This is a genomic window from Pseudoalteromonas sp. Isolate3, from assembly GCF_022398505.1.
Taxonomy (GTDB): domain Bacteria; phylum Pseudomonadota; class Gammaproteobacteria; order Enterobacterales; family Alteromonadaceae; genus Pseudoalteromonas; species Pseudoalteromonas apostichopi.
Genome location: NZ_JAKEVN010000041.1, coordinates 1 through 19,976, shown reverse-complemented (window position 1 = coordinate 19,976; position 19,976 = coordinate 1). Strand labels below are relative to the sequence as shown.

The following is a 19,976-nucleotide window of genomic DNA, read 5'->3' as shown; positions in this document are numbered from 1 at the left end:
ATTTTCAACCTGTAAAAACCACAAAAAGAGCGGCGAAGCTCTTTTTGTGGTGGTTTTAACTTTTTTAATTATTAAATATTGATACCGCGTTGACGCAGTGCATTTTCTAATGCTTGCTGGAGGTCATTCATTGTACCAGGCTCTAATGTCGAACCTTCAGAGTCCATCCAAGTTAAACTTGTACCGCCATCATTGGTACGGCTAACAAGAATTTGATATTGGCCTTCTTCAATTGGTAGCTCAGCTAGTTCTTCACCCCAAATTGAATCCCATACGCTTGACTCAGGCTTTTTGTAATCAGCCGTAATCAAACCACGTTCTTGGTCAATCTCTACGATAGTGAAAGATAATCGCTCTAAGAAGCCAGAGAAACGATCAAACACCATGTTGTAATCTTGCTCAGTAACCAGTGCCGCATTACCTTTGTTATCAAAGCCCATTTCTAATGAAATAATGCCTTGTTGTTTACGCATTTCAACTTCTAGTTGACGGTAACGGTAATCAAACTCAGCAATCACTTGGTTTAAAGCACGTACTTCAAGTTGTTGCTGTAGTAATGGTGTTAACGGTACTGAGTCGCTTTTATAATCAGCAAGTTTAGCTGTTAAAGAAGCTGTACGCTGATGCGACTTTTCTTCAATAGTAAATATAAAACGTTGTTGTGATACTTCGCTTTCGCTTTCCCAAAACCAACCTTCTTCAGGTTTAATAATCGCATACCAACCTGTTTCAATTGAATTTGATGCTTTATCTTCTTTCAAAGCTGCGGTATTTTTTTCAGCTAGAACGGCTTTTATAGAGTTCCAGATAAATACATCTAAATCTTCTATACCATCGTTTTTATCAAAATAGACCCGCGCTTCAGTGTCACCTTCTTCAACCCAAGTACCTTGAGCAATGGTAATAACTTGCGCTGGCGGACGATAGTTTTTAGCTTCAGGATTATTGTCATATTGCGCAACATCCATTTTATATGTTGGATCTAGAGCTGGTTGCGCTAAACCTGCTGGTGCTTTGACCGGTTCATTTGCTCGATAATTACGTTTTTGATGTGCTTCGTCGGTAAATACACCACACCCTGTTAAACTTACCATTACGCTTACAGCAAGCGCCTTTGAGATCCAATACTGCACAGATATTTCTCCTTAGCAAACCCTTAATTTTTTTAACAAATATATGAGTGGGTAATGCCGATTTGGTTCACTGTAAAATCACTTTTAACTTTACATTTATAGTTTTTATGCAAAAAACCCGAATAGATTCGGCTAGCGTAACGTATTTGTTTGCTTGTCGCCTTGCAAAATTTTAACTATGGTACTTTCAGATGCCCCTAAAAACAAGAAAGAGCGCACTTTATTCACGGCTTAATTAATCGTCGCTATCGTTAACAATGCAAATTATGTTAAACTTCGCCGCCGTGCGGTATTAAACTCACGTGAAATCAAAGCTTACTCAAGCTTATATCCATTGGTATTGTTAATTACTAGGTATTTAAAATTCCATGACTGCTTTTACAAATCATCAGATAGTGCTCACTGCGATTGGCGAAGATAGACCCGGTATCGTTAGCGAATTAACTCAGTTAGTGAGTGATTGCCATTGCAATATAATTGACAGTCGCATTGCTATTTTGGGCAACGAGTTTACCTTTATCATGCTGTTAGCAGGTGATATGTCGGCCATTAGCCGCATTGAGCATACATTGCCAACTAAAGGCATGGAACTTGGCCTTTTAACCATGATGAAACGCACAGCAAGTCATGTTGCATGTGAATTTTGCGCCGGTTACACCCTCGAATACACAGGTATTGATACACCTGGAACATTAAGTAAAGTTACGCGCTTTTTTGCTGACAATAACATCAGCATTTGTTCACTTAAATCTGATACGTACGACGAAGGTGATGAGCTAAAAATGCGTTGTGAGCTAGAGTTTAATATTCCCGTTGAAGTCGATATTGATAACTTTAAAGTGAGCTTTGAAGATCTTTCTCGCAGTTTGAACGTAGATTATATTTTCAGACGCATTCGCTAAGGAGCAAAGCATGAAAACAATTAATCCATTACAGGCAGGTGATACAGCCCCTGCTTTTAGTTTACAAAATCAAAATGATGAAACAATCACACTCGCTGAGCTATTAAAAGAGCAGCAAGTGCTTGTTTACTTCTATCCAAAGGCATCCACTCCAGGGTGCACCGTACAAGCTGAAAACTTACGTGATGAAAAAGCTGAGCTTGCTAAATTAAACACACGTGTCGTGGGTATCAGCCCAGACCCAATAAAGCGTTTAAAGAATTTTGAAACCAAAAAAGAGCTTAATTTTGACTTATTAGCTGACGAAGATCACGCGATTGCAGATGCGTTTGGTATTTGGGGTTATAAGAAGTTTATGGGTAAGGAGTACGAAGGAATTCATCGTATTAGCTTCCTTGTAGGCCAAGACGGTAAAATCAAGCATGTGTTTGATAAATTCAAAACCAAAGACCATCATCAGGTTGTGTTGGATTATTTAGCGCAGAATTAGTAGCGATAAGCTAAAAAATAAAAAGCGTTGCCATGGTGCAACGCTTTTTTTGTTTTTGAAGGATAATGACTCAATTGACAAACTTTCATAAATAGCAGATAAAATAGGAACAATTGCTGCATTTTAAATGAACGATTAAATAACTTCCTAAAAATAATAAAAACAGGGATGTAAGATGATTTTTGAAATTTTAACTCACACACCACTTTGGGTTTATGGTCTGTTTGTTGGCCTTATTTTCGTTGGTTGGCAACAAACTCATGACCGCTTTGTAAAGCAACCCACGTTATTGATACTGCCGCTGGGCATGCTTGCTTTATCATATTTTGGTGCGACTTCAAGCTTTGGTTATAGCTTAACTATTATGCTGCTCTGGCTAGTTGGCGTTTTAATCAGTACGCTTATTGGTTTATTCCTGTTTTCAGCTTCATCAGCAAGTTATCAAGTCCAAAGCGCCTCATTTAAAGTGCCTGGTAGTTGGTGGCCGATGATATTCATCATGGCTATCTTCTTCACCAAATATGCGGTGGGTGTCTTAACAAGTATTCAACCAGAGCTTTTTACTAATACCGCTCTAGTGTTATCTCTTGCCGCTTTTTACGGCATTTTATCGGGCACTTTCATCGCCCGCGCAATTAGAGTGTTAAAGGTAAAAAGTGGATACTAGGAACTAGCCAGATAAACTAGCTAATTCCTAAATATTTATGTACTTGAACTGATAAACGCCAGTTCTTTGCAATACAGGTTTCAATGGCAAGTTTAGTTGCTGAGGTCTTTTGGCTAATTGGTTGAAGGTACACTAGACGCGGATTAACACCTGTTTTTAAGAATAAATCTTCTAGCTCTTCAACATGCTTTTGCATTGCCACTGGGTGTTTAATTTCATCAGCGCGCTGCATAGCGCTGCGTAATACTTTGTAACCGCCACGCATATTAATCTTCGGTGATACGGTCACCCATGTTTGTTCAGGGACTAAAATCTCAAATGTGCCGCTGGTTTCAATTTGAGTCGAATAACCATTTGCGTGTAATAACTCACACACTGGATTTAGGTCGTACATGCAAGGCTCACCACCTGTGATCACCACATGTTTTGCGTTGTAGCCACGTTCTTTAAATAGCGCTAACACTTGCTCCGCAGTTGCTTCTGCCCAATGATCTGAGTCTGCTTTTTTCTCAACCGTGTCATCAAGTGACACTTTATATACATTATCAACGTCCCATGTTTGTTTTGTATCACACCAAGCACAGCCTACAGGGCAGCCTTGTAAACGTAAAAAGATTGAAGGTGTACCAGTAAAACTTGCTTCACCTTGAATTGTTTCAAACACTTCGTTAATTTTGTACAAAAGAGATCTCACTTACGACGCAACGATATATAATGCATACCATCAAAAAACCAAAAACACGCGCAAAAATTGTTATTTAGGCCCGAGCCGTGTAGTATATCGCGCCCTGAAGTAAACCTCTATCAAAAGTAAGAGCAAAACAGATATGACGCAAAAAGTAGTTGTGATTTATTCCGGCGGTATGGACTCTTTTACCGTATTAAATAAAGCCCTGCAACAAGGCCACGAAGTATATGCCCTGTCGTTCGACTACGGCCAGCGTCATGTTAAAGAGCTTAAAGTAGCTGCTCAAGTGTGTGAAAAATTAGGTGTTTCTCACAAGATTGTTGATATTTCAGCAATCAATCAATTGATTGGGGGCTCATCACTGACCGATGATATCGATGTGCCAGAGGGTCACTACGAAGAAGAAAGCATGAAGAGCACAATAGTGCCAAACCGCAACATGATCTTACTATCACTTGCAGTGGGTTATGCGGTGTCTTTAAAAGCCAGCAAAGTTTACTATGGCGCACATTCTGGTGATCATGCAATTTATCCTGACTGTCGCCCTGAATTCGTTCAAAAAATGGATGATGTTTGCCGTATTGCCAACTACGACGCTGTTGAGATTTTCAGTCCATATTTAAACAATACTAAAATCGATATTTTAACAGACGGCTTAAAAATGGGTCTTGATTACAGCCAAACTTGGACATGCTACAACGGCCGTGACAAAGCCTGTGGCAAATGTGGTGCTTGTCAAGAGCGCTTGGAAGCCTTTGCACTTAATAACGTTACCGATCCTATCGAATACGAATAAACAAAAAAGGCTATCAAATCTTTGATAGCCTTTTTAAAGACACATTTGGTAAAAATTTAAAGTCCAAACGGTTGCGTCAATGCTCTATTAACTAAATAAACGCTCAAACCAGTTTTTATCTAGATCTGCTTCACACTTTTTAAGTTGCGCGCCATAACGGCTAGCTCGATGTTTAACTTTATTTGCAACACTCATTAACCACTTTTTACTTTTATAAGTACCACGCTTATAGCCGCCCCATCCTTCATGGTAATTTAGGTATTGTGCGTACGCGTCCCATTTCGATACACCATTTACTTTATGAGTTTTGTAAACAAACCACGCCATAAAGTCGATAGCATCATCAAAATCATCCCTGTCTGCACCGCTGTTGCCTGTTTCTCGGATGTAATCTGACCAAGTAGGTGTTTTCGCTTGTGAATAGCCATAGGCAGAACTGGCACGACCTATTGGAATAACCCATAAGAAGTATTCCATTGGCGGAGCAGCATCATGACGAAATGAGCTTTCTTGATACATCATGCTCATTAGCACATGTTTAGGCGATCCCCATTTTTCTTGAGCATCGCGGGCATCGTAGTACCAATCAGGCTTTTCTTCAAAAATCTTACAGATATCATGGGGTTGCTCTGGAGGAGCGGTTGCACATCCAGCCAATGATGCGGCCAGCGATAAAATAATTATACTTTTTTTCATTTTTTTTTGGATCTCGCTGAACTTTTTCTTATCAGGTCAGTCTGAACTTATGAATGCAGCAGTATAGCATTGTTTCATCCCTGAAGAATCTTTGACGCAGCCACCATAGGCTGCGTTTTTTTATGTCTTCACCTTACTAAGCTTTAGCAAAATAGTCATCTAAAAAAGCAGTAAACGTTTCGCTATCGGCAGCTTTAACTTCACGCTCTTTAAGCACAGAGTCAGCAGCTTGTTTCGCTAAAAATGCATGATCATAAAATTGATACTGTGACGCAAGATGGCTTTGCTTGTACTGCTGTGCAAGTGCTAATGCAAAATTACCATTATCTAGGTTCTCTTTTGCAAGTGTTGCTACGTATTTGCCAGAGTATGTTTTTCTAGGATCTTGTACCCAGGTTGCAAGCTCAGCAATAGTTTCACTGTAATAACTTACCCCGTATGCATTATCCATATAACGTGCAACGGCAGTTAAATTACTAAAAATTGTTTTAGCCCAATCTGTCAGGCGAACTATTTCGCCTTGCTTGTTAAGTGTTAATTCTGGATCTCGGCCTTCATTAACAACCGCATCGAGGTTGGTAGTGCTCAACTTTTGTTCTTGCCAATCCATCTCTGGAGAGTCATTTAATAAGCAGTAAGTTAGGAATACGTCTAAAAAGCGTATTTGCTGTAAGTCGATACCCGTTTCACTAAATGGGTTAACATCTAATGCCCTTACCTCAATGTATTCTATACCACCACGAAGTAATGCATCTGTAGGAGTTTCGCCTGATGCTGCGTTGCGCTTAGGACGAATTGGTGAATAAAACTCATTTTCGATTTGCAGAATATTTTTGTTTAACTGCTTTGGTTCAGCACTTGTGTAATCATCAATATGGTCATAAATATCAGATGGCGTATGAATCGCTTCTTTTAAACCTGCTACATATTCTTCTAATGAGTTGTACATAACACGCAAAGACGATTGCGCACTGTTGGTATAACCAAGGTTCCCCAAACGCAGCGCAGTGCCAACTTCTAAGTAAAGAGTACCTTTACCTAGTTTTTTAAATGGTAAGTCTGTTTCGCGCCCTTGCAAAAATGAACTACACAATGCTGGCGATGCACCAAATAAAAAGCTGATCAACCAAAGCTCACGTTTAAAGTTACGAATAAGTCCCAAATACCCATTCGAAATAGAATCAGCGAGTGTGCCTTGGCTGCCGTTTAAACTATACAAGCTTTGCCATAAGCTCTCAGGAAAAGAAATATTAAAATGCACACCAGCAATTGCTTGCATCATACTGCCATAGCGATTCTTTAAACCTTCACGATAAAGTGTTTTCATGCGGCCAATATTTGAGTCACCAAACTGTGCCAGTACGATGTCGTCTTGATGCTCAATAAAACACGGCATGCTGATAGGCCATAAGAGCTCATCATCCATCTGAGACAAGGTGAACTTTTGCAGATCTTTTAGCTGAGCTAAGGTTTGCTCTGCAGACGTACTTACTGGTGTAATAAATTCTAATAGCGATTCCGAAAAATCAGTGGTGACATGATCATTAGTTAAAGCGCTACCAACGCCTTTTGGATGACCTTGCTGTGAGATAACACCATTTGGTTTGATCCTTAATGCTTCTCGCTCGATACCACGTTTAATCCCATTAATTGCGTTAGGAAATTGTACTGTTAACGCCTCTAGCGTTTTATTTAAATCATGTTTTATCAAAAATGCTTCCTCGAGCCACGTGGCTGTAATCCTAAGTGTATGGGGGCAAAAAGTAATTACTCAAGTCAGAAAAATCAGTTTCATTTAGTACCCGTTCACTTGATGCTCAATCTTGCCATTGTGAGGGACAATATACAATTGCTTTGGCGGCACTTCATTGTTGCTAAAAACATTTAAAATACTATTTAGACTTATTTCTTGAGGATACTGAGCCTTTTAACTAATATAAAAGACTGAGGCTAAACATAATAATTCAAGCAAGATATTGTTTTAGATCAAAGGGAAGATGAAATTTTTAAAACTTTCATAGTTATCTATATGCACCCCCTTCCCTTACATTTTTCTGAGACTATAATCCGCACACCATAAAAAAGTATATTTCGAGGACTCATATGCGTCGTGGGCAAGAAATCATTAATCAAGAAGTGACATACTCTGATAATCAAGAGCTTGTCTCTACTACAGATTTACGCGGTGTCATCACATACGTAAATAAGGAATTTTGTACGATTGCAGGTTACACCGAGGAAGAGCTACTCGGAAAAAATCATAATATTGTTCGCCACCCTGACATGCCAAAAGCGGCATTTAAAGAAATGTGGGAAAAACTAAAGCAAGGCCATTCTTGGCGTGGCATGGTTAAAAATCTCTGTAAAGATGGTCGTTACTATTGGGTTGATGCATTTGTTACACCCATTTATGAACATGGTCAGTTGGTTGGCTATCAGTCAGTTCGAACTAAGCCATCTGAACAATTAAAAGACCGTGCAACGGCACTGTACACTAAGATTAATAATGGAAAAACAGTCGCGTCATTTCGTGAAAATATTTCGCTGAGACAAATTTTGTCTGCGGTTATTTTATTTGCAGGCATTGTCGGCTTAGCGTTTACTACTTCATGGATGGTTGCCTTAGCGAGCTGTGCCGTTGTAGCACTCCTTTTTGCATTAAATTATGACGAGCTCGTTGTAACTCCAAGCCATTTAAAGCAGCAACGTGCAGAGTTTGATTCAGTATCACGCTATGTGTATTCAGGTTCACACCCTTTTAGTATTGCTGCCTATAATCAGCAAATGCTGTTCGCTAAGCTTAGAACTGTATTAGGTCGTGTTAAAGACTCTACTTACTCATTCAAAGACATTGCTACCAACTTAGATAAACAATCGTCACTAACCGAGCAAGGTATTGCTGCACAAGGTCAACGTTTAAGTGATATTGCTACGGCAATGACACAAATGAGTGCAACTATTGGCGAGATTTCAGCAAATACTCATCACACTGCTGACAAGGTTAAAACAACTTACCAAAGCTGTAACGATATCAAACTGCATATTGAAGATAATAGCAGCATGGTGTCTGATCTAGCTAACCAAGTAGAGCAAGCAGCCACTACCGCTAACTCTCTTGCTAGTGAAGCTGACAAAATAGGCCAAGTAATGAGTGAGATTGAAGGCATTGCTGAACAAACAAACTTATTAGCGCTGAATGCTGCAATTGAAGCAGCACGTGCAGGTGAGCATGGCCGTGGTTTTGCGGTTGTAGCAGATGAAGTACGCGCACTTTCTTCACGTACTCAAAATGCGACAGCACAAATTCACAGCTCAATTAAAGAGATCCAAGATACGTTATTTAGCTGGTCTAAAGTGATGCAATCAACTAAAGCGCAAGCAGATAATTGTGTTGATACTACTGCTCACACTCAAACTGAGCTAGCGAGCATCTTCGCACAAATTGATGAAATATCAGGCCTTGCGACTGAGATTTCGACGGCTGCAGAGGAACAACAAGTTGTCAGCACCGATATACGCGAAAATGTAGAAAGCATAAAAGGACACAGCGAAGAGAACTTAAAGCTTAGCTACAACGTCGCTAAAGATGCAGCGGGGCTTGTTGAAGGCTCGCGCAAAGTTAACGATATGCTGTTAACCTTTAAAGTTTAAACTTAACTGATACAAAAAAGCCGCGTCAAAATGATGCGGCTTTTGTTTTTAGGGCTAATTAACGACTCGAGAAAACAAGTCCATTCTCATCAGCATCAATATGGATGATGGCACCCGGCTGGTAATCCCCACCTAATAATCGCTGTGCTAATGGATTTTCAATGGTATGTTGTATAGCACGTTTTAAAGGCCTTGCCCCATACACTGGATCAAAACCACTTTCAGCGATGCGGTCTAGGGCTGCATCCGTTACTTCAAGAATGTAGCCTTTTTCAGTTAATCGCTCACGTAGCTTACTTAACTGAATGTCAGCAATTTCTTTAATGTGTTCATTAGCAAGTGGATGGAATACCACGGTTTCGTCGATTCGGTTAATAAACTCAGGACGGAACTGACTAACCAATACGCCCATCACTTTTTCTTTTAAGCCTGCATAATCATTTGAACCAGCTTGCTCTTGGATAATGTCAGAGCCTAAGTTAGAAGTCATAATGATAACCGTATTTTTGAAATCAACGGTACGGCCCTGACCATCCGTTAAGCGGCCATCATCAAGTACTTGCAGTAAGATGTTAAATACATCAGGGTGCGCTTTTTCGACCTCATCCAATAAAATGACTGAATACGGACGACGGCGAACTGCTTCAGTTAAATAGCCCCCCTCTTCATAGCCAACATAACCCGGAGGTGCACCCACTAAACGTGCCACCGAGTGTTTCTCCATAAACTCCGACATATCAATGCGCACCATGGCATCTTCAGTGTCAAACATGAAGCTGGCTAGTGCTTTGGTCAGCTCAGTTTTACCTACCCCTGTCGGGCCTAAGAATAAGAATGAACCGATTGGGCGATTTGGATCAGCAAGCCCTGCTCGAGAGCGACGAATTGCGTTTGCAACCGCTACAACGGCTTCATCTTGACCAATCACTTTATGATGCAGTTCATCTTCCATCTTAAGTAGCTTTTCGCGCTCCCCTTGCAACATTTTGGATACAGGAATACCTGTCCAACGCGATAAAATCTCTGCGATTTCGTCTTCACCAACTTGGTTTTTAAGCAAGCTCATTTCTTGCATTTCGGCCTGTGAAGCAAGGTCAAGTTTACGCTCAAGTTCAGGAATACGACCATACTGGAGTTCAGACATGCGCTGTAAATCACTTGCACGACGCGCAACATCTAAATCAAGACGCGCTTGCTCAAGCTCAGCTTTAATGACTTGTGTGCCCTGTAATGAAGCCTTCTCAGCATTCCAAACTTCGTCTAGTTCGCGGTATTGGGCTTCAAGCTCAGTGATCAACTCTTGCATCTCAGTACGACGTTTTTGGCTCGCTTCGTCTTTCTCTTTTGCAAGGGCGTTATCTTCCAGCTTTAACTGAATAATACGACGCTCTAGCTTATCTAAAGATTCCGGTTTTGAGTCAATTTGCAAACGAATTGAAGAGCCCGCTTCGTCAATTAAATCAATCGCTTTATCTGGCAATTGGCGATCACTAATGTAACGGTGCGACAGCTGCGCCGCAGCAACAATGGCCGGATCGGTAATATCAACTGAGTGATGAAGCTCATAACGCTCTTTTAAACCACGTAAAATCGCAATGGTGTCTTCAACCGATGGTTCATCAACAAATACTTTTTGGAAACGACGCTCTAAAGCGGCATCTTTTTCAATATATTGACGATACTCATCAAGAGTTGTGGCACCCACACAATGTAACTCACCACGGGCAAGTGCTGGTTTTAGCATATTACCTGCATCCATTGCGCCGTCTGTTTTACCTGCGCCTACCATAGTATGGATTTCATCAATAAAGAGGATGACTTGCCCTTCTTCTTTGGCTAGTTCATTCAACACTGACTTTAAACGCTCTTCGAATTCACCACGGTATTTAGCACCAGCAACTAAAGCACCTAAATCAAGCGATAATACTCGCTTATTCTTTAAGCCTTCAGGTACCTCTCCATTGATGATCCGCTGTGCTAAACCTTCGGCAATCGCCGTTTTACCCACGCCTGGTTCACCAATTAACACCGGATTATTTTTAGTACGGCGTTGTAATACTTGAATAGTACGACGAATTTCGTCATCCCGGCCAATTACAGGGTCTAGCTTGCCTTGCTCTGCTCGCTCAGTTAAATCGATTGTGAATTTTTTTAATGCCTGACGGGTTTCTTCAGCATTCGGATCATCAACCTTTTGACCACCACGAATAGCTTCGATTGCAGCTTCAATTTTGCTAGAAGTAATATTTAGCGCTTTAAAAATGTCGCCTAATGGGCCTTTATCGTCACACGCGGCAAGAACAAATAACTCACTCGAAATGAATTTATCTTTTCGCTTTTGAGCATATTTATCACACAAGTTAATTAACGAAATCAGGTTGTTTGACAGCTGAACATCGCCACCAATGCCTTCAACTTTAAACAGTTTTTCGATTTCTTGAGATAACTTGGTGTTTAACTCATCAGCACTCACACCGGCTTGTGCAAGTAGCGCACGCACACTCGAGCCATTTTGTTGAAGCAATGAATACATTAAATGCACAGGCTCAATAAATTGATGATCTCGCCCAAGTGCTAATGACTGCGCATCTGAAAGCGCAGATTGAAATTTACTTGTAAATCTATCTAAACGCATAAGGGTTTACCTATTAAAAAATCTAATTGCTTAATTAATGGGTATGGTTAGTGATTTGTTCAAGTAAGAGAAGAAAATTTAATCACAAAAAAGGCGTATTAATTGCGCCAGATCAAGCTAGCCATGCGACCAGTTTGTCCGTCGCGGCGATAAGAGAAAAATTGTGACTTATCACTGACTGTACAGTATTCACCACCTGAAATATTTGCCACGCCTAATTGCGCTAATTGCTGACGTGCTAATAAGTAGATATCAGCCATGTATTTTTCATGTTTGGCTGTAAATGCTAGTTGGTGAAGCGGGTTTTGCGAACAAAAGCAATCTTTAACCTCTTGCCCAACTTCAAATTGTAAGGGACCAATAGCAGGGCCTAACCAAGCAATAATATCGCTTGTAGGCACTTTGAAATGCGAAATGGTTTTTGCCAATATACCTTGTGATAAGCCACGCCAGCCACCATGCACTGCTGCAATTTCATTGCCAGAATTCGAGCAAAGTAACACAGGCAAACAATCAGCTGTCATTATCGCAAGCGGCTGTTTTACTATATTGGTATACAGCGCATCAGCAGAATGAACTAGGCTTAAATCACACCTTTCATCAACCACAACCACATCACTGCTATGAACTTGGTTTAACCAAACCGCGGGATTTGGTAAGTGACTTGCTAGTAGCGCACGATTTGCAAGTACAGCTTGTTCATCATCACCAACATGTAAACCCAAATTGAAACTATCAAACGGTGCGAATGAAACACCCCCCTTTCGAGTGGTGCTGATTGCGCTAACAGTTTTTGGTGCAGTCCATGCTGGTGTGATCATCACAATTAAAGCTCGATATTTGGGTTTGCTTTGGTATCTGCGCGTAATGCTTCTGTCATGGCAGCCATATCATCTGGAATTGGAGCTTGCCATGTCATCAACTCACCCGTAATTGGATGCGCAATGGAGAGCTTAACGGCATGTAAGGCTTGACGTTTAAAATCACGTAGCATTTGAAACAGCTCAGGTGTCGCCCCTTTTGGCGGACGCGGGCGACCTCCATATAGTTGATCACCAACCAATGGATGGTTCAAGTAAGCCATGTGTACACGAATTTGGTGAGTACGACCAGTTTCTAACCGTAAACGTAAGCGTGTATGAGCACGGAATTTTTCTGCTACACGGTAATGTGTTATCGCTGGTTTGCCCATTTCATGCACGGCCATGTGAGTACGTTTTGTTGCATGTCGACCAATTGGTTTTTCAACCATACCACCAGCAGTCATTGTGCCATTACAAATTGCTTCATATTCACGGGTGAAGTTTTCACGCTTTTGCAGTGCAGATACTAAATGTGTTTGTGCCGGAATAGTTTTAGCCACCACCATTAATCCTGTGGTGTCTTTATCTAGGCGATGGACAATACCTGCACGGGGTACATTGATGATCTCTGGGTAATGGTGTAATAAAGCATTTAATACTGTGCCATCTGGGTTACCTGCACCAGGATGTACCACTAACCCCATAGGTTTATTAATTACCAAAATATCATCGTCTTCATAAACGATGTTTAATTTGATATTTTGTGCTTCATATTCACGAGGGGCTTCGATGGTTGTTTCAACACTCACCGTTTCGCCACCGAGTAGTTTTTCACGTGGTGTGTTTAAAATTTCGCCGTTCACAGTGATTTTATCATCCAAAATCCACGTTTTTATACGTGAACGAGAATAATCAGGGAACAATTGCGCTAATACTTGGTCTAGACGTTTACCGCCAAGGTCAATTGGAACCTCGGCTTGGAGAGAAATTTGCTCTGACATTAGTAACTTTACCCAATTTACCAGTGCAAGCTGTGCTCGACTGGGTTAGAATCGCTTTAATATAATACGTATAGTTTACTCGGTTTTCCTCACTTGGCCTAGCCGAAGACATCGAAGGTAAGAAATAAAATGATAAATAAAATAGGGAAACGTGCGTTCGCCATAGTTTTTTCAGTATCTGTACTTGGCTTAGGTGCCTGTTCATCAGCACCCGACCAAGAAGATATCCAACGCGTTCCTAATAAATCTGCGCAAGCTTTATATGAAGATGCCAAACAAACATTAGATTCTGGCTTATATGCTCGTGCAATTGAGCTATTAAGCGCTATTGATTCTCGCTACCCTTTTGGTCCTCTATCAAAACAAGTACAAATGGACTTAGTGTATGCACATTATCAAGCAGGTAATACTGAGCAAGCACTGGCAACTATCGACCGTTTTATTCGCTTAAATCCAAACCACAAAGATTTAGACTATATGTACTACATGCGTGGCTTAGTGAATATCAAAGCGGATGAAAACGCCTTCCAAGAATATTTTGGTGTAGACCGTGCAGACAGAGATGCAAACCGTACTCGTGTTGCATTTACTGATTTATCAACACTATTAAAACGTTTTCCTAATAGTGTTTATGCACCAGAGGCAAAAAGACGTGTTGTGTGGTTACTCAATAAAATGGCACGCTACGAGTTAAAAGTTGCTGAGTACTACTATGAGCGTGAAGCATACCTTGCTGCTGCTAACCGTGGCAAATATGTAGTTGAGCACTACTCACAAAGTAGTTACCTTGATCAAGCGCTTGAGATCATGGAAAAAAGCTACAATAAACTTGGCTTATCTGAGCTAAGTGAACACGCTAAAGCAACGCGAGAAGCAAACAAGCGTTAAAATAATTTAAAAAGCAAAAAAGGCGCCTAGGGCGCCTTTTTAATGTTTGCGATTAATCTAATATTTTATCAAATCGCGTCTTCATCTTCTTCCGCGGTACGAATACGCACTACTCGCTCAACATCAGTGACAAAGATTTTACCGTCACCAATTTTTCCTGTCTGCGATGTTTTAACGATAACATCAATTGCACGGTCAACATCTTCATCGCTTAAAACGATGTCTAATTTTACTTTAGGTAAAAAGTCCACCATGTACTCAGCGCCACGATAAAGCTCGGTGTGTCCTTTTTGACGGCCAAAGCCTTTAACTTCACTTACCGTCATCCCTGTGATGCCAACATCTGATAATGCTTCACGCACGTCATCAAGCTTGAATGGTTTAATAATTGCTTCGATTTTTTTCATTTTAAGGGTTACTTATTATTTCTCGATTGACTCGATTTTAGACAATCCAATTGCTGATGGCAAACAAAGCTATGAATTACGGTGATTAAATCAGCAATCATGATATTATTAAACAAAGTGATTCAGAATAGAGATAACAATGAAATCATTACAACGGGGTTTTACATTATTGGAACTAATGGTCACGATTGCCATTGTTGGCATCGTTGCTGTCATTGCGCTATGGGATAGCTCAGATATGTTAGAAAGCGACCGCGCAGAAAGCTACTTGCTTGAATTAAAACGCACGCTCAGCTTTGCACGAGCAAAAGCGACGAGTAGTGATGAATTAGTCATTGTTTGCGCAGGCGATACAGAATCAATTGAACAAAATAAATCTATATTTTGTTCAAGAGACTGGAGCCTGGGAAGTATTTTTGTATTTGTAGATAAAAGCCCTAACGGTACTTTTAATCCTGGCCAAGGGGATATCATTTTGCGCGTAATGGAAGAGATACCCAATAATAGCTCGCTCAGTTTTTCTGGTGCAAGAGTTATAAGATTTGAAACTAGCGGTATGATTAGAACTGATCCAGGCACATTCGTATATTGCCCTTCAAGTAGCAATAATGATAACAATAAAGCCTTATCTATTTCACAGTCTGGCACCGCAATGTATGAAGGAACAACAACAAAAACATGTAATTAACTCTATTTAATTGACAAATACAAAGCTCCTATTACATTTTAATAAATAGTCGCGATTTGGAGTCTTCAAGGATGAAGACAAATAATTACTTGCGTAGCCTTAAAGGTGCTATGTTAATTGAAATCCTAATAGTCTTATCAATTTTTTCGTTTTTACTGCATTTCGCTTTATTTGAATATAAGCCACTCCTCGCCAATAACCGCTTAGAAAGTAATATGCATACAGTTAAAAGAGCACTACAATTTACTCGCCTCAAGGCACAAACTAATAATGCCTATGTGACATTTTGTGCTTTAAAGCTTAACCGTTGTAACAAGGCGATGTGGCATAAATCTTTAACTGTCTTTGTCGATAAAGGCGAGCTTGGTGTGTTTGAAAGTGGCGATACCAAATTATTGGAAGTTGAAGCAATAAATAAATTAGATATGCTGACTTACCCACGTCACTCAGTAACATTTAGCCCAACAGGTATGCCAGTGGGTTTAAACAATGGCACTTTTATATACTGCCCAGAATACATAAAAGCAAGCCTCAAAGGGCTTGCTATTAGGGTCAGTACAATAGGTCGAGTCAGAATGATTGATACTGATAAGTGCTAAAGCCTATTTCCCCCAACAAGTGCTCGAATCAGCAGAACCTTGAGATTTTTTAAGGCCTGTGTCTGTAATTATTAATTTAGTGCATTCTGAATCTTGCAGTGGCGGACCTGATACTGGTGTTGCCTCTAATTCAAAGGTACCGGCATTATTATTGACAGTCGCCTTTAACTTATAAAAATTGTTTTCTGTTGTTTCTGCAACACCTAGAGCAGAAAGTGAAGTTGTGTACTCACGATTATCAACAAAGTATTGTTCTTGTTTATTAGCCGCGTCTAATAATGAGGTTATTGCCTCTGTTCTTGCTGTACGTTTTACATGTTCAAAATAACTTGGGATAGCAATGCTCGCAATAATTCCTAAGATTGCTACAGCAATCATCAGCTCAATTAATGTAAAACCTTTTAGGTTTTTTTTCCTTATTATATTCATATAATTAATACCTATGCTTTTGTTAATTCAGAGCATTCTTCGCTTTAAACTTATCATAGGTTTAGAGTCGCGATTATGCAATTAGATAAATACTCAATTCCATCATACAACGCTGCCTAAGTTAGTTTTAAACTGTTAAGCAGAGTCTTTGAACGGGAATTAATTACTGTTATCGTTTATTTCTTGCTTATAAATAAATGTCTGTTGCGTTTTAAATCCAAAGCCAATTGGCACTGCATCACTCACTAATTTGATTTTACCATCTTCAATTGTAAGCCCTGGACCTAAAATTTCTTGAACCTTAAACGGGTTTTGCTCACCTTTAATACCTGGTCCTATAGACAAGAATTGGCTTTGCTCTTTTACCTTTTCACTTGTATTGTCATCGCAGAAACCATCACTATTACCATCGACACAGCTATCGCCTATACCAAAGTAGAGTTGAGGTGTGTCAGGCACATCATTAGAAGTAGTGAATTTTAAGTTATCATATACCTTAGTGCCGTAATGTAAGTGGAAAGCATACAAGCTACCAGAGCCCCCGGTAAGTGAACATTGATTTACTAAATCAGTAGTGGATGCTGGTGAAAAACTTGTAAAGTAAGCAACGCCACCTATTACGGTACTTGCCGCTAGTGACTTTTCACCGGTAGTTGGTAGGTTGTAATACCAACCGCTAAATTCACCCAGTTCTACTTCAAGCTCAGTAAATTTATCCAGGTCATCTAGTGCATTACCGAATGGATCTGACCCCACATCCATTAAATCAGCTTGAGTGATAGGCGCTGGTACATCCGTTCCCATAAATGACTGAGTTACCGTATTGATATCGCGTATCATAAAAAGCTGATCATTTGTTGCTGTTGATAACGGTTTTGAACGATTCCCGCTACCTATTAATACGGCATCAAATGGCGTATCAATACGTGTTGTAATTGATTCACCTTGATAAGTTGTTTTAGATACTTTGCTAAACATGGTCCTGGCAATCATAGGCTTATAGAAAAAACGACGATCTTGGGTAGCTAATGTACTGCCTAAACTAGCTAACTTAAAATGTGTCCATGGCTCTGTTGAATCATTATAATTCTCAGATGGCATATCAATTCGCCAAATATCTCCACCTGTATCTGTTGCGTATAAACGATCAACATAACCATCGTAGTCAGAATCTAAAACCGTTATATCTGAGGCAATACTGTGATTACCTGTAAATCCATTTTCATTTGGCGTTAAGGCCCATATTTTCTTTCCTGTTTCGGCATCAACAATAAAAACGCCTCGTCCTTTACTATCGTTTGTACGAATAACATTATCTTTGTTGGTATCATAACCTGCACCAAATATAAGCACAGGTTTATCTTTGTATCCACTTAAGTTAATGTACGTCACCGTTGGCTTAGACCATGTTTGTGCCAGCTCTGAAAAGTCGCCTGTTCCACCTGTAATAGGCTCATCCCATAATAATTTGGGAGAATCAGGATTAGTAATATCAAGGCCATAATACTTGTTACCACCTCGTCTTAGGCCAAAAAATGCCCAAACACGATCTGAGTCATTAACTATCCCATCATTATTTTTATCATCAAAAAATATTGAAATTGGCCCGTCAACACCATAGACCTTTGTATCTGCTTGATTCTCACGAAGTGGCTTTATAATTTTATATAAGCTTCTAGGGATAAATGCCCAGCTTTCACTTAGTACATCATTTTTATCTTGAAACATATGCAAATAACCTGCATTAGTTCCGATTAAAATACGGATATCATCATTTCCATAATCAATCGTTACAGGTTTTGAATGTAGTGGATCACCAAAGATATCTTTGCGCGAATCAGTTGTTGAACCATCTTTATCTTCATCATCAATATCAAGACCTCTTGACCAATTTATAAGATCCTCAACTTCATTGGCGTCCGCTTCAAAATCGACTGCTGCTTTTGCTATTGTTCCATAATGAAAAACAACTCGGTAACGTGTGAAATTAAGTAATCGGCCATTAACATTGGTGATAACCTTTCTGCCTTGATTAGGAACGCTTGAAGAATTAGAAAGATATAAGTTCACGCCACCTAGCTCTACTGAATTGCCATCAGCATTTTCACCACTTGGTAACCAAAATGTTTTTGCATTTTTATCTATAAGACCATCTTCATTTAGAGCCTGTTTACCATCTTTATCAATAATTTGGTCACCAGACACTTTTAACTTTTTCAAGTTACCACGCCAACGAGCTCCTGTTTTAGGATAAAACATCGCATAATAAATTGATTCTCGGCTGCGTGTTTGATCTACGTTGTTACTCGCTACAGAGGGAGCTGTAAAACTGTCATTGACCTCTCGAATTTGAGTTATGGTATTTTTTAAAGCCTCTGATAATTGATCAGAGGTATTGGCATGAAGGTACTTACCACCTCCAAGGCGAGCGGTTTCAGACAACAAACGTTTACCATTGTCGCTCATTCCAGAGCCAAAACCTATGGTGTAAACCCGACCTGTTTCATGAATTTCGGAAGTATCTGGACGTAGATCAACTTCAACATTGTCAGTTCCATGGATAATTTTTGCAAGCTTGTGCAAATACACACCAGCAATTTTATCGCTATCTGATAGAGAGCTACCGAAATACGACTTGTGTAAACTGCTTATGTTTGAGTCTTGCTCATTATCAGAGCCCGCAGATGGGTCACCATCAGTCATGTAAATTACATTAACTGAGTTATCACAGCGCTTTACTTCATCAGGGTTATCAAAAGGAGAGATATAAGTGTAATTAGTAACTGTTTCATTTTCCCACCAGCACCCCCACCAGTTACACTTCCTGACTCTATTTGTTGTTGATGTTTTACTTTCTACAGAAGTATCGCGAAATAGCTCATTAACTTTCTTGCCATAATATAAACTTTGCCCAGTAATATATAGATACGCTTCCCAGAGAGTTTCAGTTAGCGGTGTCCCTCCATCAGCAGGTAAATTGGCGATCGTCGTTTTCAGCGTTGACATTGGCGAACCAATACCCGCTAGTACATAACCACCGCTAGTACTATTAAAACGCATAAGACCAAAATCAATATCATCATTACCATCTACAAGTTTAGTTATCGCATCTTGTGCAACGCCTAATCGGCTATCGCTGCACAAAATATAGCCACCAGAATAACCGCAACTATTACCTGAGCTGGTTGAAAACGCCATACTACCTGAGGTGTCAAAAACAATGAGTACGCGTGGTTTTTCATCTAAATCAACATTGTGATTAACATACAATTCGATGTCTTCCGCATGGGTCATCATACTGAAAATCACAGCACAATTTAGCAAGAGTTTGCTAATTAATTTTCCTATTTTCATCACAAAACCCAACTCGATGCCAATGTTAAAAAAGAGTGCAGTTCAAGTAGCCCAATGCTTAAATTACTTGCCTGCAATTGTTCATAGTACTAAGTTATTTTTCAAACTTAAAATCTAGTTACTCTTTGATAAAGATATAACTTAATATG

18 protein-coding genes are annotated in these 19,976 nt (G+C 39.8%); 8 read left to right on the top strand and 10 right to left on the bottom strand.

Annotated features, from left to right (window positions below; translation table 11 throughout):
* Positions 1–71: 71 nt before the first annotated feature.
* Positions 72–1,133, bottom strand: coding sequence for an outer membrane protein assembly factor BamC (bamC, locus tag L1D46_RS10195; protein WP_239977509.1), 1,062 nt, complete (start codon positions 1,131–1,133; stop codon positions 72–74).
* A 368-nt stretch (positions 1,134–1,501) separates the two neighbouring features.
* Here bamC and L1D46_RS10190 point away from each other — a divergent pair, with 368 nt between their 5' ends.
* The 3 genes from L1D46_RS10190 (at position 1,502) to L1D46_RS10180 (ending at position 3,192) form a co-directional block, all read left to right on the top strand.
* A complete protein-coding gene (locus tag L1D46_RS10190) occupies positions 1,502–2,035 on the top strand; it encodes an ACT domain-containing protein (RefSeq protein ID WP_130051900.1) in 534 nt (177 codons plus the stop codon).
* Between the two features lie 10 nt (positions 2,036–2,045).
* The gene (gene bcp / locus L1D46_RS10185; protein WP_130051901.1) at positions 2,046–2,525 is read left to right on the top strand and encodes a thioredoxin-dependent thiol peroxidase; all 480 of its coding nucleotides are present in this window, start codon (positions 2,046–2,048) and stop codon (positions 2,523–2,525) included.
* Between the two features lie 175 nt (positions 2,526–2,700).
* Positions 2,701–3,192: a DUF6622 family protein gene (locus L1D46_RS10180; protein WP_239977508.1), complete on the top strand. Its 492-nt coding sequence runs from the start codon at positions 2,701–2,703 to the stop codon at positions 3,190–3,192.
* Positions 3,193–3,208: 16 nt separating this feature from the next.
* Here the strand turns inward: L1D46_RS10180 and queE are convergent, their stop codons facing one another.
* Positions 3,209–3,874, bottom strand: coding sequence for a 7-carboxy-7-deazaguanine synthase QueE (gene queE / locus L1D46_RS10175; protein ID WP_130051902.1), 666 nt, complete (start codon positions 3,872–3,874; stop codon positions 3,209–3,211).
* 121 nt (positions 3,875–3,995) lie between these two features.
* Between queE and queC the strand changes: the two genes are divergently transcribed.
* Positions 3,996–4,676 carry a 7-cyano-7-deazaguanine synthase QueC gene (gene queC / locus L1D46_RS10170; RefSeq protein ID WP_267894589.1) on the top strand — a complete coding sequence of 227 codons (681 nt, stop codon included), beginning with the start codon at positions 3,996–3,998 and terminating at the stop codon, positions 4,674–4,676.
* Positions 4,677–4,763: 87 nt separating this feature from the next.
* On the opposite strand, the gene L1D46_RS10165 is transcribed toward queC, so the two are convergent.
* Both L1D46_RS10165 and gshA read right to left on the bottom strand, forming a co-directional pair.
* Positions 4,764–5,372, bottom strand: a complete 609-nt coding sequence (locus tag L1D46_RS10165; RefSeq protein WP_130051903.1) for a transglycosylase SLT domain-containing protein — start codon at positions 5,370–5,372, stop codon at positions 4,764–4,766.
* Between the two features lie 136 nt (positions 5,373–5,508).
* Complete coding sequence (gene gshA / locus L1D46_RS10160) at positions 5,509–7,083, bottom strand: glutamate--cysteine ligase (RefSeq protein ID WP_167658486.1); 1,575 nt, start codon at positions 7,081–7,083, stop codon at positions 5,509–5,511.
* 392 nt (positions 7,084–7,475) lie between these two features.
* On the opposite strand from gshA, the gene L1D46_RS10155 reads away from it, so the two are divergent.
* Complete coding sequence (locus L1D46_RS10155; RefSeq protein ID WP_239977507.1) at positions 7,476–9,023, top strand: methyl-accepting chemotaxis protein; 1,548 nt, start codon at positions 7,476–7,478, stop codon at positions 9,021–9,023.
* Between the two features lie 58 nt (positions 9,024–9,081).
* On the opposite strand, the gene clpB is transcribed toward L1D46_RS10155, so the two are convergent.
* The 3 genes from clpB to rluD form a co-directional block, all read right to left on the bottom strand.
* A complete protein-coding gene (gene clpB / locus L1D46_RS10150) occupies positions 9,082–11,658 on the bottom strand; it encodes an ATP-dependent chaperone ClpB (RefSeq protein ID WP_130051906.1) in 2,577 nt (858 codons plus the stop codon).
* Positions 11,659–11,756: 98 nt separating this feature from the next.
* The gene (gene pgeF, locus L1D46_RS10145) at positions 11,757–12,479 is read right to left on the bottom strand and encodes a peptidoglycan editing factor PgeF (protein WP_239977512.1); all 723 of its coding nucleotides are present in this window, start codon (positions 12,477–12,479) and stop codon (positions 11,757–11,759) included.
* Positions 12,480–12,484: 5 nt separating this feature from the next.
* Positions 12,485–13,462, bottom strand: coding sequence for a 23S rRNA pseudouridine(1911/1915/1917) synthase RluD (gene rluD / locus L1D46_RS10140; RefSeq protein ID WP_130051907.1), 978 nt, complete (start codon positions 13,460–13,462; stop codon positions 12,485–12,487).
* Positions 13,463–13,591: 129 nt separating this feature from the next.
* Between rluD and L1D46_RS10135 the strand changes: the two genes are divergently transcribed.
* Complete coding sequence (locus L1D46_RS10135) at positions 13,592–14,350, top strand: outer membrane protein assembly factor BamD (RefSeq protein WP_130051908.1); 759 nt, start codon at positions 13,592–13,594, stop codon at positions 14,348–14,350.
* A gap of 68 nt (positions 14,351–14,418) precedes the next feature.
* Here the strand turns inward: L1D46_RS10135 and L1D46_RS10130 are convergent, their stop codons facing one another.
* The gene (locus L1D46_RS10130) at positions 14,419–14,757 is read right to left on the bottom strand and encodes a P-II family nitrogen regulator (RefSeq protein WP_054551748.1); all 339 of its coding nucleotides are present in this window, start codon (positions 14,755–14,757) and stop codon (positions 14,419–14,421) included.
* Between the two features lie 139 nt (positions 14,758–14,896).
* On the opposite strand from L1D46_RS10130, the gene L1D46_RS10125 reads away from it, so the two are divergent.
* On the top strand, positions 14,897–15,445 hold the full coding sequence (locus tag L1D46_RS10125) for a GspH/FimT family pseudopilin (RefSeq protein WP_130051909.1): 549 nt from the start codon (positions 14,897–14,899) through the stop codon (positions 15,443–15,445).
* 71 nt (positions 15,446–15,516) lie between these two features.
* Complete coding sequence (locus tag L1D46_RS10120) at positions 15,517–16,044, top strand: GspH/FimT family pseudopilin (RefSeq protein ID WP_178926776.1); 528 nt, start codon at positions 15,517–15,519, stop codon at positions 16,042–16,044.
* 3 nt (positions 16,045–16,047) lie between these two features.
* Here L1D46_RS10120 and L1D46_RS10115 read toward each other — a convergent pair whose 3' ends face one another.
* Together L1D46_RS10115 and L1D46_RS10110 are read right to left on the bottom strand one after the other, a co-directional pair.
* Complete coding sequence (locus L1D46_RS10115) at positions 16,048–16,473, bottom strand: type IV pilin protein (protein WP_178926775.1); 426 nt, start codon at positions 16,471–16,473, stop codon at positions 16,048–16,050.
* Between the two features lie 159 nt (positions 16,474–16,632).
* Positions 16,633–19,770 carry a PilC/PilY family type IV pilus protein gene (locus tag L1D46_RS10110; RefSeq protein ID WP_239977506.1) on the bottom strand — a complete coding sequence of 1,046 codons (3,138 nt, stop codon included), beginning with the start codon at positions 19,768–19,770 and terminating at the stop codon, positions 16,633–16,635.
* Positions 19,771–19,976 lie beyond the last annotated feature (206 nt).